The sequence below is a fragment of the Pseudoalteromonas sp. B62 genome (assembly GCF_037162565.1).
Lineage (GTDB): Bacteria > Pseudomonadota > Gammaproteobacteria > Enterobacterales > Alteromonadaceae > Pseudoalteromonas > Pseudoalteromonas fuliginea.
In genome coordinates this window covers 2,948,588-2,966,338 of record NZ_JARLVB010000002.1, presented here as the reverse complement: position 1 = coordinate 2,966,338, position 17,751 = coordinate 2,948,588, and the positions used below count along the sequence as shown (strand labels likewise).

At 38.6% G+C, this 17,751-nt stretch carries 17 protein-coding genes and 6 pseudogenes; 5 read left to right on the top strand and 18 right to left on the bottom strand.

Annotated features, from left to right (window positions below; all coding sequences use genetic code 11):
• Nucleotides 1-43 precede the first annotated feature (43 nt).
• On the top strand, nt 44-1,105 hold the full coding sequence (locus tag P4S71_RS17820; protein ID WP_337151179.1) for a methionine synthase: 1,062 nt from the start codon (nt 44-46) through the stop codon (nt 1,103-1,105).
• 88 nt (nt 1,106-1,193) lie between these two features.
• Here the strand turns inward: P4S71_RS17820 and P4S71_RS17815 are convergent.
• The 4 genes and pseudogenes from P4S71_RS17815 to P4S71_RS23190 form a co-directional block, all read right to left on the bottom strand.
• A pseudogene (locus tag P4S71_RS17815) lies at nt 1,194-1,618 on the bottom strand (aspartyl protease family protein).
• 88 nt (nt 1,619-1,706) lie between these two features.
• Complete coding sequence (locus P4S71_RS17810; protein ID WP_337151178.1) at nt 1,707-2,300, bottom strand: hypothetical protein; 594 nt, start codon at nt 2,298-2,300, stop codon at nt 1,707-1,709.
• Nucleotides 2,301-2,343: 43 nt separating this feature from the next.
• Nucleotides 2,344-2,607, bottom strand: coding sequence for a hypothetical protein (locus tag P4S71_RS17805; RefSeq protein WP_337151177.1), 264 nt, complete (start codon nt 2,605-2,607; stop codon nt 2,344-2,346).
• A pseudogene (locus P4S71_RS23190) lies at nt 2,590-2,774 on the bottom strand (hypothetical protein); the annotation flags it as partial. The pseudogene P4S71_RS23190 and the gene P4S71_RS17805, both read right to left, overlap by 18 nt.
• Nucleotides 2,775-2,917: 143 nt before the next feature.
• On the opposite strand from P4S71_RS23190, the pseudogene P4S71_RS17800 reads away from it, so the two are divergent.
• A pseudogene (locus P4S71_RS17800) lies at nt 2,918-3,240 on the top strand (IS110 family transposase); the annotation flags it as partial.
• Nucleotides 3,241-3,268: 28 nt separating this feature from the next.
• Here P4S71_RS17800 and P4S71_RS17795 read toward each other — a convergent pair.
• The 3 genes and pseudogenes from P4S71_RS17795 to P4S71_RS17790 form a co-directional block, all read right to left on the bottom strand.
• A complete protein-coding gene (locus tag P4S71_RS17795; RefSeq protein WP_337151176.1) occupies nt 3,269-4,279 on the bottom strand; it encodes a DUF4062 domain-containing protein in 1,011 nt (336 codons plus the stop codon).
• A 236-nt stretch (nt 4,280-4,515) separates the two neighbouring features.
• A pseudogene (locus tag P4S71_RS23185) lies at nt 4,516-4,670 on the bottom strand (transposase); the annotation flags it as partial.
• Between the two features lie 260 nt (nt 4,671-4,930).
• A complete protein-coding gene (locus P4S71_RS17790) occupies nt 4,931-5,905 on the bottom strand; it encodes a transposase (RefSeq protein WP_337151175.1) in 975 nt (324 codons plus the stop codon).
• A gap of 155 nt (nt 5,906-6,060) precedes the next feature.
• Between P4S71_RS17790 and P4S71_RS17785 the strand changes: the two genes are divergently transcribed.
• Nucleotides 6,061-7,095, top strand: coding sequence for an IS110 family transposase (locus P4S71_RS17785; RefSeq protein ID WP_337151174.1), 1,035 nt, complete (start codon nt 6,061-6,063; stop codon nt 7,093-7,095).
• A 402-nt stretch (nt 7,096-7,497) separates the two neighbouring features.
• On the opposite strand, the pseudogene P4S71_RS17780 reads toward P4S71_RS17785, so the two are convergent.
• Nucleotides 7,498-7,917: pseudogene (locus P4S71_RS17780) on the bottom strand (transposase); the annotation flags it as partial.
• A 211-nt stretch (nt 7,918-8,128) separates the two neighbouring features.
• A complete protein-coding gene (locus tag P4S71_RS17775; RefSeq protein WP_337119309.1) occupies nt 8,129-8,515 on the bottom strand; it encodes a hypothetical protein in 387 nt (128 codons plus the stop codon).
• 641 nt (nt 8,516-9,156) lie between these two features.
• Between P4S71_RS17775 and ltrA the strand changes: the two genes are divergently transcribed.
• Nucleotides 9,157-10,512 carry a group II intron reverse transcriptase/maturase gene (ltrA, locus tag P4S71_RS17770; RefSeq protein WP_337151172.1) on the top strand — a complete coding sequence of 452 codons (1,356 nt, stop codon included), beginning with the start codon at nt 9,157-9,159 and terminating at the stop codon, nt 10,510-10,512.
• A gap of 233 nt (nt 10,513-10,745) precedes the next feature.
• Here ltrA and P4S71_RS17765 read toward each other — a convergent pair whose 3' ends face one another.
• The 7 genes from P4S71_RS17765 to P4S71_RS17735 all read right to left on the bottom strand — a co-directional run bounded on the left by P4S71_RS17765 (nt 10,746) and on the right by P4S71_RS17735 (nt 14,605).
• On the bottom strand, nt 10,746-11,012 hold the full coding sequence (locus P4S71_RS17765; RefSeq protein ID WP_337151171.1) for a hypothetical protein: 267 nt from the start codon (nt 11,010-11,012) through the stop codon (nt 10,746-10,748).
• Nucleotides 11,013-11,193: 181 nt separating this feature from the next.
• Nucleotides 11,194-11,622, bottom strand: a complete 429-nt coding sequence (locus P4S71_RS17760; RefSeq protein ID WP_337151170.1) for a hypothetical protein — start codon at nt 11,620-11,622, stop codon at nt 11,194-11,196.
• A 119-nt stretch (nt 11,623-11,741) separates the two neighbouring features.
• On the bottom strand, nt 11,742-11,960 hold the full coding sequence (locus tag P4S71_RS17755) for a DUF6500 family protein (RefSeq protein ID WP_337151169.1): 219 nt from the start codon (nt 11,958-11,960) through the stop codon (nt 11,742-11,744).
• Between the two features lie 160 nt (nt 11,961-12,120).
• Nucleotides 12,121-12,570: a hypothetical protein gene (locus P4S71_RS17750; RefSeq protein ID WP_337151168.1), complete on the bottom strand. Its 450-nt coding sequence runs from the start codon at nt 12,568-12,570 to the stop codon at nt 12,121-12,123.
• 117 nt (nt 12,571-12,687) lie between these two features.
• Nucleotides 12,688-13,092, bottom strand: a complete 405-nt coding sequence (locus tag P4S71_RS17745; RefSeq protein WP_337151167.1) for a hypothetical protein — start codon at nt 13,090-13,092, stop codon at nt 12,688-12,690.
• A 142-nt stretch (nt 13,093-13,234) separates the two neighbouring features.
• The gene (locus P4S71_RS17740; RefSeq protein WP_337151166.1) at nt 13,235-13,399 is read right to left on the bottom strand and encodes a hypothetical protein; all 165 of its coding nucleotides are present in this window, start codon (nt 13,397-13,399) and stop codon (nt 13,235-13,237) included.
• Nucleotides 13,400-13,768: 369 nt separating this feature from the next.
• Complete coding sequence (locus P4S71_RS17735; protein ID WP_337151165.1) at nt 13,769-14,605, bottom strand: hypothetical protein; 837 nt, start codon at nt 14,603-14,605, stop codon at nt 13,769-13,771.
• A 249-nt stretch (nt 14,606-14,854) separates the two neighbouring features.
• Here P4S71_RS17735 and P4S71_RS17730 point away from each other — a divergent pair, with 249 nt between their 5' ends.
• Nucleotides 14,855-15,823 (top strand): integron integrase, encoded by a 969-nt coding sequence (locus P4S71_RS17730; protein ID WP_096793066.1) that lies wholly within the window; start codon nt 14,855-14,857, stop codon nt 15,821-15,823.
• Nucleotides 15,824-16,069: 246 nt separating this feature from the next.
• On the opposite strand, the pseudogene P4S71_RS17725 reads toward P4S71_RS17730, so the two are convergent.
• Nucleotides 16,070-16,839, bottom strand: a pseudogene (locus tag P4S71_RS17725) (SDR family oxidoreductase).
• A 9-nt stretch (nt 16,840-16,848) separates the two neighbouring features.
• On the bottom strand, nt 16,849-17,748 hold the full coding sequence (gene mmsB, locus P4S71_RS17720; RefSeq protein ID WP_337151164.1) for a 3-hydroxyisobutyrate dehydrogenase: 900 nt from the start codon (nt 17,746-17,748) through the stop codon (nt 16,849-16,851).
• Nucleotides 17,749-17,751: the final 3 nt, after the last annotated feature.

Below are 17,751 nucleotides of genomic sequence, written 5' to 3'. Positions count from 1 at the left end.
CGCTACGTTTAATAATTAACTAAAATATACGGCATTATTTATTATGAAAAAATTACTACCTACATCTACCGCTGGCAGTTTACCTAAGCCTTTATGGCTTGCAGAGCCAGAAACACTTTGGTCACCTTGGAAATTACAAGGTGATGAATTAACCCAAGGAAAACACGACGCCCTTCGCTTGTCATTATTTGACCAACAACAAGCAGGTATTGATATTGTTAGCGATGGTGAGCAAACAAGGCAGCATTTTGTAACTACATTTATAGAGCACCTAAATGGCGTTGACTTTGAAAAACGTAAAACAGTAAAAATTCGTGACCGCTACGACGCAAGCGTACCCACCGTTGTGGGCCCTGTTAGCCGTCAAAAGTCTGTGTTTGTTGAAGACGCTAAATTTTTACGCAAGCAAACCAAACAACCTATTAAATGGGCATTGCCAGGCCCAATGACAATGATTGACACGCTTTACGACGATCATTATAAAAGCCGCGAAAAACTAGCGTGGGAATTTGCCATCATTCTTAATCAAGAAGCAAAAGAATTAGAAGCTGCAGGCGTTGATATCATCCAATTTGATGAGCCCGCGTTTAACGTATTTTTTGATGAAGTAAACGACTGGGGAGTTGCCTGTTTAGAGCGCGCAATTGAAGGGCTTAAATGCGAAACCGCCGTGCATATTTGCTATGGCTACGGCATTAAAGCAAATACAGATTGGAAAAAAACATTAGGATCTGAATGGCGACAGTACGAAGAAGCATTCCCTAAGCTTCAGCAATCTAATATCGATATTATCTCACTAGAGTGCCATAACTCCCATGTACCAATGGATTTACTAGAACTCATTCGCGGTAAAAAAGTAATGGTAGGCGCAATTGATGTAGCAAATCACACTATCGAAACGCCAGAAGAAGTAGCTAATACGCTACGTAAAGCACTGCAATTTGTAGATGCCGACAAACTCTACCCGTGTACCAACTGCGGCATGGCTCCACTACCCCACCATATAGCCAGAGGTAAACTAAATGCCTTGAGCGCTGGGGCTGAAATTATAAGAAAAGAGTTATTAGAAAAAAATAGAAAAGTAGCTTTGAAATACAAATTGTAAACAATAACAGCTGTCGCACCATGTCATAGTAAAATCCATAAACATGGTGCGTTAGCTAAAACCGACTAAAGAACAAAGTTTAGGTTAGTTATTTAATTTTTTTATTAAAAAGCGCTAACCTATTTTTTGAAAAATCGATAACTGCTTGGTATTGAGTAAAAAAGGAGAGCCTAACAAGCCATGTACTCCCTTTTCACCACCCGCGACCTGAACATGGTCAAGATTAAGTGACACAAAGTCAGGACTTTCAAACAAGGCATTTCCAAACTCAATTGAATGAACTTCTATATCTCCCATAGCGTGATCCGAAGTACCTAAGCCTGCTGCATTCTCAATATTTAGTGTCTCTTCAATGCCTAGCTCACTTAGGCATCCCCTGTCTAAAACAGATGCCCCAGCGCCAGTATCTAAAATAAAACGTAACAATTTACCGTTAATTTTAGCTTCAACAATTTGGTGGCCTGTTTCTGATATTTCAAACTCAATTACAGTTTTGCCTTCAGATAAATTCATATACGTTCCTTGTTATAAAGTTTTTAAAATCTTACTTACTATTTTCAGCTACCCACAATTAATAGCCAAATTTTACTAGTCGCCCACCTCAGCGCGTTTTGTTATATGGCTGTTTTCTATCTAGCCAACATTTTTCAAACACTACTTGGTTTGAATTAGAAACAATTAACTTATGAACAAAACTCAAGTCATCCAAGGGAGCAGGATCATTGCCTACCATGTAAGTAACGCTTGATGAATTTACCCAATTACCATTAATACTAACTGACGCCTCATTTTTTAATAGTAATCCCTCGAATAGCCCTTGATATCCAGCCATAACATGAATGGCTTTACTCAACTCTCGTCCTTGCAAGCCATCTGTTGGAATTAAGAGGTTTGAGTGGTCTATAAGTTTGTTTTTTGGCATTTTAGATAAGCTTTCAAGTATGTAAGCTTTAGCGTCTTTTAAATATGCCTTATGGTTTGCCATATTATTTTTAACAAAGTCTATCGCTTTTGATACAGGTAAAATTACCTTTGAATAATTAGTTTTGTAGAAAATAGCTGGAAGCTCATAAGATTCGGGATGCACTAATTCAGATTCCCATTTAACTGGGTATTGGGTTGACTCACAAGGATCAGATTCTGCTTTCACAAAACCAGAAACTAAAATAACCGCTAAAACTAAAATTTTCTGCATACTTTCCCTAGCTATAGTCCAGCTTAGTTGGCTTGTTATGTGTTTATACCACTTTGTTTTTATTAGAAAAGCGACTGAACAAATAAACTATACCATACCAAGAAATACAACCAACAACATATACAACTATTTCGCGAAAACTGTAATAAGGTATAGCTCCGCTCCTTAAATCACCTATTGCGCCAATAAATAAACCAACTGAAATTAATGAACCGATGGCTAAACTTATGGAAGTATTGAGGAGCTTAGAAAATAAAAATGTAATGCATGCTGAAAAGAAACCTAAATAAATGATTATATTATGCATCCCTTTATTCACCGTAATATTTCGCTTTTTATTTAAAGGAAAGCCGGTTCGATACAGCCGAGTCGTTTGCTATTCTTTAATAAACCACTATCGTAGCCCGATTGGGCTGTCTATTTTTACTTTCACTTTGTCTACATAGCTCAGTTTTCACGTGATTCATTATTTATAACAATACACCCATCACACTGTTTTTGTTGGATTTTTTCGTAATAATTAGTATGGGTGCCATCCTAATTTCCTAATTATTTTTATCCGCTATGGGGTCAAATTGTGACCGTTATAAATCGATGCTAACATACAAAATACGCATACCGAACGCAGTGGGAAGAAGGAATGGATACACTGGCGATACTCATGCACTAAATTTTAAGGCAAACATTTGTGGAATGGACAGGATTATCTGTGCGTTATTCATTTTGGGCAAAAGCATCGTTACTTGGCCACGATAGTTGGCAGCAAGAAGCCAAAGGAAAACCTCATAATACAATCATCAGATCATTAGCATTTAAGTGGATACGAATCCTATTTAGGTGCTGGAAAACACATACGCCCTATGATGAATCAACTTACTTAACTGCATTGAAAAGTAAGGGATCACCGCTGTTAAAATTTGCGGTGGAAAGTGAGCTTTAGCGCTTGCTGTCCACCTCAGAGCGTGTTGTTAGAGTTCCTTTTTTAATGCCCTAATTTGAATTAAATACCTTTCACCAAAAGGAGTTAGCCTCCAATATGTTTTATTATCTGATACTGCGCGCTTTTTAATACCTGACTCCATAAGGCCCAAAGCTTGAAATTGAACATGAATTTGATCTTCACAAATACGTTGTAGGATTATGTCACTGTAATGAATAAACTCATCATATTCCTCAGGTAACGAATGAAAATATGCTAGCCTTATTTTTTCTGCTAACTCTTCAGTAGAGCACTCACCTGATAATTCAGTTCCACAATATGAGAATAACTTATCCCAAGTTGCTTCTAAAAATACCACTTCTTTTTTCTGTCTTTTTTTATCTATATAAAGATTTGCGTATAATGTATGAATGTCTTCGCCGTTTTCTAATTCGTCATAGTTTGATGGTTTACCATCTTTTCTACTTAATGCTTCCACTTCTAATTCAGCAATTCTGGTTCTCAGCCTTTCCATCTCAGACAGCATTTCTTGATCGGCAGCATATTGTCCAGGAACCCAACCATCAGAAGGATGTTTCTTCCTTAATTGAATTAAACTTCGAGAAACTTTACCACCTAAATCATGAGCCGAAACCCAAAACTTACAATGTTTTGACTGTGCTTTGTCTCTAAAAGCATTTAACCTATTTTTCCCTATTTCTGTACTTTCGACTTTGTTCGATTTAAGGTCATCAATATTTTCATGAACAAAACAAATTACAGGCTTATATTGGCTAATAGCATAATCAAATTCCATTTCCGTATAACCAATACCTTCAGTGTTCACAGAACCATATTTACCTGCGATTATAAGTAAATAATAATCGCAACCGTCAATAACCTCTTTGATCAATGACCATGCATCTTCATCAGTTGCAGGAAAAAGCTCCATACCCGCAGGAATGCAGTCTAATTCTAATAATGCATGGATAACTTCTTTACGTTCTGCAATTAAGTCTTTGTAAGTTGAAGATACAAAGACTTGGTGTTTCCTTTCCAAATTAAATACTCCTGTATAGCTATGGAACAAGTAACTCTAACGAGCCTGTAGATTAACTCGTTTTTTTATTTGTTTTTATTGATAAACAAACCATAGCTGAGTTCCTATTTTGATTCAATTGATTACTGTATTTTTCATAGAATATAAAAGCTGGTTTGGTATTGTTTTAACTAGCTTTTTGGAAGGGATTACGGTTGTTTGAGTGGCTTTTATTTAGAGTAAAAGGGCTCCCCTTCTTAATGCATCGTGTTTTGTAGCTTTTCTATATTATGAACAAGGCAATACAGTTGCCGCAGCATAAACTAAAGGCATTCACTTTCGTTTGACCCCGTAAGGTCAATTTATTCATCCCTTTATTCACTGTAATGTTTCCGAACACTGGCTCAATACAGAACTAAACAAGACAGCCACTCTATTTTTCTGTAATGTTTCCGAACACTGGCTCAATACAGAACTAAACAAGACAGCCACTCTATTTTTAATCTGGCTATTCACTTTTAGGTTGAGAATTTATCTTTTAATATTGGGTTACTTTTATTTCATCCATTAAATAAGTTATTAGCACGTTAAAACCTGAATGACACGCATGATAATAACTACATAATTGCAGTTTTAATGTTTACTGAATGGTTTTACTAAGTAGCTTAAGTATTATGCGAGTAGCTTTTCGCAGTTGCTAATATTTGATCGCCGTTTCCGCTTTAAGTTTTCACAGTAACTTGCTTGTGAAGTGGGCCTGCCTACTGCACCATGAAATACGCGCGTAAATTGCGTAGTCAGTTTTAACCAGTTCTCTGGGGAGATATTAAGCCTTTCTAACAAAGGTAGGTTCATGTTATCAATATACCCGCGTTTATCCTCTCGTATTATTCGCCCTGTTAGCTCAACAAGTTCAAGGTACGATTTAAGCTCAAACGGCAGCCCTTTAGGCATAATCTGACGTGGCATACCGGAAAAACGTAGTAACTGTTTAGGTTGTTTACCTTCTTTCGCGCATGTTAAGCGCTTTTGTACACTGGTATGGTCTGACCCTTCTGGTGTGTTAGCCATTTTAGCCCTAATGGGATTTAAATCGACATAGGCCATACACGCTGTAAGTGCTGCTTCATCTAGTAATGCTTGCGATTTGAATCTACCCTCCCAAAATCGTCCTGTGCAGTTATCTTCTTTATTTGCTCTGCGCGCAATGTCTTCATTTAACAACCGCATAAACCAGCTAATACTTGCTAGGCGTTCGCGGTATTGTTTAACCGTTTGGTTGAAAAAGATGAGTTCAACTTTACTTAGCTTTTCACCTTGTACATATTTTTGCGTTAACACTGTGCCTTTACAGAGTTTATGCCAGCGAATAACAATCGCTTTATCATTCAGCCTATTTACTTTCTTATCATCTACATACAGTACTAAATGGGTGTGATTACTCATTACGGCATAAGCACATATATCAATACAAAATACTTTAGCTAATTCAAGCAGCTTATCTTCAACCCAGCCTCGTCGATGCTCGTTGGATTGACCTGTAAAGTGGTCTTCCCCACATAAAAATGCACGGCGTACGCAACGTGATATGCAATGGTAGTACTTTGTATCAACCAAACTTACTTGGCGCTTTCTTGCAATTGCCATAAGACACCCTGTTTATTTTTTGCACTAATCAAAACGTAGTCTTTTATTTTGAAAAGAGCAAAATTTAGGATGGGTGATGAGATGGACGCTCCCCAAAACGGCGTCAATGCGCCAAACTGGTTATAACTCACATTCAGTTAAAGGGAACGTCCACCATGAAAATTAGCACATTATCAATTGATTTGGCAAAAAATGTATTCCAAGTCGCTGGCTTTAATTCTAACCATAAAAGAGAATGCAATAAACGCTTAAACAGACCTAAACTCAACGCCTTCATTGCAAATACACCACCGTGCCGCGTCGTGATGGAAGCCTGCTATTCTTCCCACTATTGGGGGAGAGTATTTACGTCTTACGGTCATACCGTTGACCTTATTCCAGCACAACACGTTACGCCTTTTGTACGCGGTAATAAAAACGACAGTAACGATGCCCTTGCTATTTACGAAGCCAGCTTACGCCCTCATATTAAATTCGTTCCTATTAAAACTGAAGCTCAGCAAGAAATACTCATGCTTCATAAAATACGCGAACGGCTGCTACAAAATCGCATTGCTGCAACGAATCAATTACGCGGTTTATTGGTCGATTTTGGGTATGTATTTCCTGTCGGTATGAAGGCGTTTGAGCAAGGGATAATTACGTTAGAAAGTGATTCTGAGCTTCGCCCTCAGCTGCGCATAATGGTGAGTGATATTTACACTGAGTACAAAACCCTTGTTAAGCGCATTAAAGCCATTGAAGCGATGCTTACTGCACACGTTGAACGGGATACAAACGCTAAAATACTTCACTCCATTCCTGGCGTGGGTGTACTCAATGCCTCAGCCTATGCGGCATCAATCGGGAACGGTCAGGCATTTAAGAATGCAAAAGAACTCGGGGTGTGGCTAGGATTAACACCTAAACAATACGCGTCAGGCGATAAAAGTAAAATGTCTGGTATTACTAAACGCGGCAACAGTTACTTACGAAAACAACTTATTCACGGTGCTCGCGCCATTATCGCCAGAAGTCACCATAAGACAGATGCGCTAAGCCAATGGATAAATCAATTACGCGAGAAAAAACACTTTAATTGTGTGGTGGTTGCCACCGCGCACAGATTGGCGCGGCTGATGTGGGTATTGCTGACCAAGCAAACCCTCTATTCACCTCAGTATGTGCAAAATACACGCAAGGATGCTTAATTATGCGTATTTTACACGCCAATCACACCCGAGTTTACGACTTAAGACAGCCTGATTATGACATAGGTTTTAAAACCTGAGTGGGTGTTTGGGCACTTAAGTCGTAACATACGCTTATCCTGTATGTACTTCACTTATAATGAAATAAAAAGCGCACGCTAACCAAGGTTAACCAGATAAAGACACGAGATTCAATCTCGTTTGGGTGAATATTTTTTAGGTCCCTTGGTACGAAGCTCATTAGGAGCATGGCGCATGATAATCATGACACCATAGCTCGAATATATGTCAGTACCTTTGCTTTTTAGCAAGCTTGTGACGCATCATTACTGCGAAATGGAATACATGATAATGAATAAAAGCACCAACTTAGATGTTTATACATCGGCTCGTTTTGACTTCAAGGGAGCGTCCATATATGTCACTGTTAATTTCATCACATATCATCAGCACTTGCGTAAAAATCGGTTCAATCTGTTCATGCATTTTAGCAACGAAGCCTGCTATTGATGTGTAATGCGGCTGGATATCTCCCGACACACTCATAAATAAAATGTTCGTCTCACACGCTTTAGCAATTCGGCGGCTACTAATTAAACCATGTGCATAGCCCAGTAAAATAATCTTTAGCATTACCGAAGGCGGATACGCCGCCGCGCCCGTTTTATCGTTGTTATACCACGCGTCAAAGCCCGATAAATCAAGTTTATTTTCGACGATATAACAAAGGGCATACTCAAAGGTGCCAGGCAAAATTTGCTCAGCGAAATTGATAGGAATGAATTTATTTTGACAGGATAAGTCAGGCTTATAGTTAGCCATAACAGTTTACCGTGGGTGAATAATATCTATTAGATCACACCGAACAGATGGATTCAAGGTTAAAAAGCAATCAATTTGAAATAGTACAACACGTTCCTAAAAAGAGTAATTCTACAGCCACAACGCCCTAATAATGGGCAAAAAGTGGTTGGCTAAAATGTTGAGGAACGAAAACAGCCAACTGTTTTTTTGTCCTTATTAATTTAGCTTGTTAGCTGGCATTAGCACCAAGCCTTTTAATAGTGAATGCTACAGGAACCCCAACAACATTTATATCATTTGTACTTATTGGAGCCTCTAAAGTAGTAAAGCCCACATCAACAAGTACATCAGGTTGAATTTGCGTAACAACGCCATAAGCGCGATAACACCAACCAGATTGATGCACTAACTGTTTTTTACAATCTGGATTTGAATTAAACATTGATTCCCAACTTTCGTCTTCGAAAGCTAAACCAACAAATATATCTAATTCAATTTCTGTATCGGCCGCCAACATAGAGCCACCAAACTCATCCATAACGCGTAATTCTATATCACCAACCTTAACGGTAGCTTCTAAATATTGACCTTCTGAATCGATAAATGTGGCTCGCATATTCCTTGCCTGCTAACGCTTTGCTAAGCGGAAAATAACGGTTGGCTATAATCGCGAAGCGATCGCCAACTGTTATTTTTCCGTTTAAGCAACTTGTGTACGCCCGACATGGGCATTGACTTATGAGGTGAAAGTCCTCTGTAGGAAGATCACCGTTTAAATAACATACTGTTATTAAACGATAGACACTCGCAAATGGCAAGGGCTAAATCGTGAGAGATAGTCTAGAGGAAGCCGCTAGCAAATCTGCGAGCTGATGAACAAAAACATCATATGAGGCGTAGGCTGGAGACGAGCTAGCACAAGATAGCGAAGTCATGTGATCTAACGGCCACCGTAAATGATGCAGTTGTGCAGAGAAAGTCGATGCACCTTATTCGGGGAGATCTGATAAACACGCATCCGCGCTAACGCTTGGACATTACCAGTTAGGGACTGGTTTTTCAACCCTTGGCGCTTTGGTTGCTGCGACCTACAGCGAGCGAAATAGCAGTAAACAAGCGTTAGTTTAGACGCGCTTTATCGAGTAATCGCTAGAGTGATTTATCAGAAGTCAGCAGACGGCATAGTAGCCCAACACTTATCGTAATGGATAAGACATGGTGAAGGCCTGAACATCTTAACCAGAGGAGATACTACAATTGAACTTGAATTCACATAGATCACCGTGTTGTGATAGTGATGAACAGCGTTCTGCTGTGAATAATACCTCAAATGAATATAACCAAACAAATCATGACCTGATGGCAAGTGTACTGAGCAACCACAATATTGGCACGGCATGGCAACATGTTAAGCGAAATAAAGGGGCTGCGGGTATTGATAATATGAGTATTGAAGAATTTAATCACTTCGCTAAGTTACATTGGCTGGGTATTAAACACCAATTACTTAACGGCACTTATCAACCCTTGCCAGTCAAACGCGTGATAATACCCAAACCCGATGGCGGTGAGCGAATGCTTGGGATCCCCTCTGTTATCGACAGAGTGATCCAACAAGCTATTGCTCAAGTGATTAGCCCTTACTTTGAGCCTCTATTTTCACCACATAGTTATGGTTATCGCCCTCATAAAAGAGCCAGCCAAGCAGTAAATCATGTTCAATCTTGTGTTAAACAAGGTTATAAAACAGCAGTTGATATTGACTTGTCTAAGTTCTTTGATGAAGTAAACCATGACATGCTGATGAATCGTGTTGCTCGTAAAATCAAAGACAAAGCACTCATGCGCCTACTCGGTAAATACCTCCGAGCAGGGGTAGCAGAACGCGAAACAGGTCTGTGGTTTGAGTCAACCAAAGGAGTCCCTCAAGGTGGGCCATTATCCCCTTTGCTTTCCAACATTTTACTCGATGAATTAGATAAGAAGCTAACCTACAAACACCTTAAGTTTGCACGTTATGCTGATGACATAATCATTTTAGTAAAAACGAAAAGTGAAGGGCTCATAATCCAACGGGACATTACTGCGTTTATCACTAACCGATTAAAACTCAAAGTGAATGAATCGAAAAGTCGAGTCGGTCCCGTATCAGGCTCGAAATTTCTTGGGTTTACCTTCCGTTACGCTCAAGTGCAGATCCACGAACAGGCGCTAAAGAAATTTAAAGCAAATGTAAGAGAACTCACTAACCGCAACTGGGGGATCTCAATGACCCTACAAATTCATAAACTCACGCAGTATTTACGTGGCTGGGGACACTATTACCTAATAGCCAACGCTTATCAGTTAACGGTGGATTTAGATCATTGGATACGCCGTAGGATAAGAATGTGCTACTGGCGGCAATGGCGTAAACCACGCACGAAAGTACGCAGTTTAATAAAGCTGGGTGTTAGCGAACGACTCGCCATAGCCTGTGGTATCACCAGCAAAGGCCCTTGTCGAAGCTCGAAAACAAAAGGAATTAACATTGCATTAGGTAATGACTATTTAGCGTCACAAGGTTTAGTGTCATTGAGAGATATTTGGATCAATATTCATTACGGGAGATGAACCGCCCATTGCGGACCCGCATGATGGGTGGTGTGGGGGCTGGAGGTTAGAGACCTCCGGCTACCCGATTATAAAGTTAAACGCTCAATACTGAGCAAATTAAAATTTAAGTAAAAGAGGAAAATAATATGCAAGATTTTATTAAACTAGCTAAGGGCGTTAAACTTTTAGAAGAGTACATTACAAGCCGAGAATACCAGACGGATGATGATGGTATTGCAATGTACTTTGCTTTAAATTTGTTGGTCGGGAAACTTACTGATAAAAACACATAGGGCTTTCATTGTTTCAGGTATGACCGAAACTTCGTTTATCTCTTTAAAGTAGGATTGGAACTCGTTCAGTAACTCAGTGTTCTCTTTTTGCCAAGAGCACAAGTTAACAAATTGGTTTTTAGATTGGTAGAGTTTGTCTATTGAAGGCACAGATTGTGCTTCATAGTTACCTTCAGTCTCTCTGTCGAGTAAGTTATAGATAGTTTCAAATAGTGTTTCAGTCATTTTAATATCCTTATTAGGAGGTTGTGGTTTAATAAGATTAACATATCACACTGCCGTGTGAAAACTTTATAACGCATTTGTCAGTTGCGTTTTGGTTGTAGTGGAGTTTTTGGGTAAAGTGGCGAAGCCGTCCAAAAACGGAGCGTAGACCAAAACGTCAGCTGGACAAACTTGTTAGGCGCTATGATGGTATCCACATTTCCCCCAAGTTTTTCTCATTGAGCTTTACTGACCCCTTAAATGGATTTGGCTTCGCTTTTTCGTTGTAATAATTAACATCCTCAGAAATAACCTGCAAAGAAACCTCAATTTCTTTCTCAGATATTACTTCAAGGTGTATGATTGCTTCTACCTCACATGCGTGAAAAGTAGTATATACATAGACATTAGGAGGCTCGTCATCTGGATTCGTCGCAATTTCAATTTTCGAGCTCTCTAAGCTAGTTTTTATGGGAAAGCCATCAATTGCAAAGTAGTAGCAATCTGGAAATCCATCCTCTTCTAAAGCTTTTGATTGAATGGATAGATACAGCTTCGAGTCTATTACAGCGAAACCGCCTTTTTCGAACTTGTATTCTATATTTCCATCTTGATGTTCAAGGGTAAACACGATTTCTCCTTTTCGCCTAACGCCGCCTTAAGCGGTGAGTAATAGTTGGCTATAATGTGGAGCGAAGCGAAACGTAGCCAACTGTTACGAATCCGACTTTAAGGCATTGTTATATGCCGCTACAGCCCATTCTGAATCATTTCTTTAATTTTATATGCTTTAACAAAATGATCTAATTTATGAACTTGTATCCACCAGGTGGCAGCTTCCATAAGCAATTCAGGATTATCATTTTTATTTGCGAAGAAAGCATAAAAAGATAGCCCTACATTATCGCCTTTAGTGTCGATTTTTTTATTACAAACGTCGATGATTTTAGCTCTTAACTCTTCTCTCATTATTTCCTCATAACTCAGAATGCTCACAATAATTGAAAGGCATATAACGCCTTAATAACTGGCGTGTAGGTTGGTATCATTTTTGCGCCTTATTCTTTTGAAAAAATGATGACAACCGTAATACGTCCAGTTGATTAACTTGTTATATTTTTATAGCCGATTAGATACTCTCTATTTCCTTTAATAAAGGATTTTTTTCAACCATATTTTGAATGCAGTTATAATCTGGGGTTTGTCCCGATTCTAGCTGAGAAGAGAATAGTGCAACGTTAGACTTGGCTAATTCAAACATTTCATCAGCAATGTGCTTAGAATCTGGATTGTTCCATAAAAAATCGCCCCTTTTTAACAAATCCCTACTACATGAACCGAACAAATAATCATAAGCATCACAGTAGTGCTTAGTCGGCTTAGATAAGTTTTCTTTTCGAATAGCTATATATACTAAAGAAAATATATAACAAGAAACATATTCTTCAGATAGCCAATACTCCCGCATAAAATTCTGATACTCAGAGGACTGTTGATAATATGAGGTTGCTTCAATTTGTGGCTTAACAATGAGCTTCAAGTAAGTTTTTAAAACTTTATTCATTCCGAAGAAAAACATAAATACCCTTATAGGTTGATGTAAATGTTAACAATATAAAGCCCGCTTAAGCGGACAAAAATTATTGGCTAAAATTATGTAGCCAAGTGGGACTAACCAATTTTTTTGAAGATCATGTTATATTTTCAATGACGATACTACTCGAGACAATTCGTTTATATTTGAAATAAGCATTTCATGACTCGAAACGAATTTAACTGGGTCGATTAATTCATAGTCAGAAAAAACTTTATGATTCCAATCTTCTGTGATTCCAAAAAGTAACTCTCTGCCAAATTGATCTGCTGTAATATCAATAATGCTTCCTTCATCCTCAAGCCAAAAATGCCAAATATCATTAGCTTGATCGTAACCTTTAGCAATAAGGTATTTACTATTTAGCTTGTTTTTAGATGCAGCTATAGCAAGAATCAATGTAGTTACTTCACAGCAATCATGAGGAAATTTATGAATAAAGGGCAATTCAATATTATTGTGATTTACTTCTAAATAAGACCTTAAACATTTTGCTAAGTTGATCATTTTACAGTTTCCCATTTAAATATAACGCCTCACTCAGAGGCTAAAAATTGATGGCTAAAATAGCGAGGCACGAGCAATAGCCAGCTGTTTTTAGTCCTTTGCAGTGACTTGTTATATGCAAATTATCACAAAACTCTAATATTTAATTTGCAACTGAACTCTCTGGCTCTTTACCCGAACCTTTACAATGCTGGCATTCGATAGGCTGATAATCTATTCCACCATTAGATTCAATATCTTTGTTGCTTTGTGGATTGGCTTTACCAACTCTAGAGCCATTACAAACACTACATATTTCATTCGCCATACTGATAATTCACCCTATTTATTAGTTATTTCTGCAAGTATATATTGTTTTTGAGTCTCTAATATTGATATCGCAGCTTCTTCAGGAGTATACCCGTGGGCTTTATGCATTGGCGCAGAATCTTTTGCCAGTTAATACCCAGTCTGGTAATTGGGATGTGTGTACATTTAGGTGATTAGCTATATTTTTAACAACTTTGGCAGCGAATATACCTTCAGAAATAGATGAAAAAAAGCCCATGAATTACTCCCTTAAAATTAATAACATTGCTTAATCATGCCCGAACTATGCGTTTTGCATATAACGCCCGCAACAGCGGAAAATTGGGAGCGCAGCGAGTAATTTTCCGACTGCTTGCGCTTGTTAAAGCTAAGCCCTCTTTCGCTCAATCATTCTTATTCTTTCAATCGCATGGCGAGTCAAATCACCTTCATCATCGATGAGACCATGCATCTCAAGATCCCTTATAGCTTCTCGGGGCAGATCATTTTTTAACTTTCTGAAAATATTTCTATAACTTGATATAGGTGATTTCAACGAGATTTCCGGATCTCTTACATCAGAAAAACGCCTAACCAAATATTGAAGCACTTCAAAAGAACCCTCACCATGTTTCATTTCGTTCATATGCATAATTTTTTGTAGGCGTCTTGCCTCTAATTTTGACTCTTCAAGATCCCGGTTTAGCATTTCCATGTGCTCAAAAAGCGCTGTTTTCTCGCTTTCTACGAGATGTGCTTTTTGTGCTAGTTCTTCTAGAGTTTTGCGCTGTTCAGCCTCTTTTTTCTTAATTTCTTCGTTCTCTTTTTCGATTTCTTCCATGGCTTTAGCGGAGTCAAAAGGTAGTTTATCAAATCGATCTCGGATACCTGTGTACCCTTCATCTAAGTGTCTCAGTCTCTCTCCAAACCCTGCTTCCATTCGGCCTAATATTTCTGAGACATCCTTTGTAAATGCGTATGAATTATCATAGAAGCGATTACTAGTGTCTGTAGCCTTAAAGTAAAAAGCTACTGATAAAGCAATAGCAAAGAATGCGACTAACATTGAAAGCAAATCAGTAAACCCAAATTCTTTAATATTAAGTGACAAGTCAATGCTGAATAGTTTGTACGAAAGGACACCAAAAAATATTAATACGACTAAATCCCTTACATTCCTTAACGACAATATTGACGGTATATTCTCTTTAGCTTTATCAGTCACTTATTTTCTCCTTGGTATTGTTCGCTTTAACAGCTTTATCAGAGGACACTTTCCTCTTTTTATGAGTAATGTATGTCCCCTTAATTGTTTTTCATATTAATAACAAATCCTGTAACACATTGCCAGCTTTAAACTTTAAGTCAGGCTGTTCTTTTATTAAAATGCAGAAAAGAGGAAAACGTCCTCATTTCTTGACTTAGGAGGAAAAACACCAATACTGTATATAAATACAGCTAATTGAGATTTAAAATGAAAACTAAGTCCCCTTTCCTTAATAGTATTATCAACTATATGTATAGCCATCATTATGCTAAAAAATCTATTGAAACTTATGTCTTTTGGATTACTGCCTATATCCATTTTCATAATAAGCGGCACCCTACCAGTATGGGCAATAATGAAGTAGAAATATTTTTAAATCACTTAACAGTTACTAAAAAAGTGGCAGCGAGAACACAAGCAACCGCTTTAAATGCACTTGCTTTTTTATATAAACATATTATCAAGAATGAGCTTTCATTAGATTTAAATTTCATCAAAAGTAACCGTCAACAGAAACTTCCTGTCGTACTTACACAAAATGAGGTATCGCTATTTTTTAGAAATATAAATAAGCGACATTATTTGATAGCAAGCCTGCTATATGGAAGTGGTTTACGGCTGATGGAAGCAGTAAAAATAAGAGTTCATGATATTGACTTCGACTATAAAAACATACGCATTTGGAACGGCAAGGGTAATAAAAATCGTATTGTGACACTTGCTGAAGAATTAATACCAATGCTAAGAAATCAAATAATTCAGGTTGATGAATATTTACAGTTAGATTTAAAAAATAATGCGTACGCCGGTGTATGGATGCCTTATCGACTTAGTAAAAAATACCCAAGCGCTAATAAGTCATTACAATGGCAGTTTCTGTTCCCATCACATAAATTAAGTACAGACCCTGAAACAGGAGAAATAAGACGTCATCACTTAGATCATTCAGGGGTAAGAAAGGCAGTTAAACTGTCTTCAACAAAAGCCGAAATTAACAAACACGTTACCCCACATACTTTGCGTCACTCATTCGCTACGCATTTGCTGCAAAGCGGTGCTGATATACGTACAGTACAAACACAGCTAGGTCACAGTGACGTGCGTACTACACAAATTTATACTCATGTACTACAACAAGGTGCCAACGGGGTTATTAGCCCTTTTTCAAGATTATAAATATCTCAGTAACAAGGCAAAAATTTAGTTATATTGTTTGTCTATATGAGAAGTTTTTAACGCAGTTAATTAGAACGCTAAAATGTTCTACGCTTTAATTCAACGGGTATCCTACTCATGTTTTACAACAAAAATGCCAACGCCGTTATTAGTCCTTTTTCAAGATTATAAATCTCCCCGATTTAAAACAAAAAAGCACAGCCCAAAATAGCCATGCTTTTTTAATCAACCTTAATCCAGTTCGGTTTACAAACGAATACCGCCGTCTATTTCAACCACACGGCCGGTAAAAAAGTCGTTTTCGATTATGTATTGTGCGGTATGGGCAATTTCGTCGCTTTCGCCTAAGCGCCCTACTGGCGTTACTGCGAGCATACGTTGTTTGGCTTCGGGCTTCATGGCGTCGGTCATGGCGGTGCTTATAACACCTGGTGCAATAGCGCCTACGCGTATACCAAAGCGGCCAAGTTCTTTAGCCCATGTGGTGGTAAGTGCCACTACGCCTGCTTTTGATGCCGCGTAATTTGTTTGGCCTATGTTACCTGCTCGCGCTACGCTCGACATATTGACTATAACGCCGCCTTTGCCTGATTCAATCATATGGCTTGCAGCTTCCCGCCCTGCTAAAAACACACCGGTTAGGTTTACATCAATAACTGATTGAAATTGATCAAGAGACATTTTTTTACCACTTTGCCGTCTTTAGCCTTTATAAACATGCCGTCGCGTAAAATACCGGCGTTGTTTATAAGCACACCAATATGGCCAAAATCGCTGTTGATGGTATTAAATACGTTTTCTACTTCGCTCTCAGTGGTTACGTTTGCGGCATAACCTTTTATGTTGCTGGTTACACCTTCAAGCTGTGTGAGTTCTTCGCATGCGGTGTTTAATAAGTCTTGTGCCATATCTATTAAAGCAATGTTAGCACCCATAAGTGCAAATTTTTGCGCCATTGCAAAGCCTAAACCTTGTGCGCCTCCGGTTATTACTACCGTGTTATTTTTAATTTCCACGCGTTGCTCCTACTTAGAAAACAGTTTAAAAATGGCACTAAAGTCATCACTACCCGCACCTTGGTGCTGTAGCATAGTGTATAAATTTTTAGCCATTGAACCCATTGGGGTTGATGAATTACTTTGCTGCGCGGCTTCCATGGCAAGGCCTAAATCTTTAGCCATTAAATCAACCATAAAGCCTGGTTTGTAATCGTTACTAGCAGGGGCTGTATCCATTACACCTGGGCAAGGGTTGTAAAGTTCAAGCGTCCAGTTACGGCCAGAACTTGCGGTCATTATGTCGCTAAGTACGCTAGGATCGAGGCCGTTATTAATACCCATTTGCAGTGCTTCGCTGGTGCCTGCCATTAAAATGCTAAGTAGCATGTTATTACATATTTTTGCTACTTGCCCTGCGCCAATATCGCCTGCATGAAATATGTTTTTACCCATATCACTCAGCACTGTATGTGCTTTATCAAACGCGGCTTTTTCGCCGCCTACAATAAAAGTAAGTGTGCCTGCGGTTGCGCCTGCAACACCGCCCGATACCGGTGCATCTACAAAGCTTATGCCTTGTTTGCCAAGTGCACTGCCTACAGTGCGTGCTGATTCTGCATCGATTGTTGAGCAATCAATTACTAATGTATTATTGCTTAGCACGTTAATTAAGCCGCTGTCGTCGTTATTTCCTAAATACAGCGATTTAACATGCTTGCCTGCAGGTAACATACTAATAAGTACGTCAGCATTGGTTGCGCACTGCTTTGCATCAACTACTGCTTTTGCGCCTTTGCTTGCAAGTTGATTTACGACCGACTGGTTTAAATCGAACACACTCACAGTATGTCCAGCTTTAATTAAGTTAGCCGCCATTGGGCCGCCCATATTACCTAAGCCGATAAAACCAATATTGAGTTTAGTCATCGT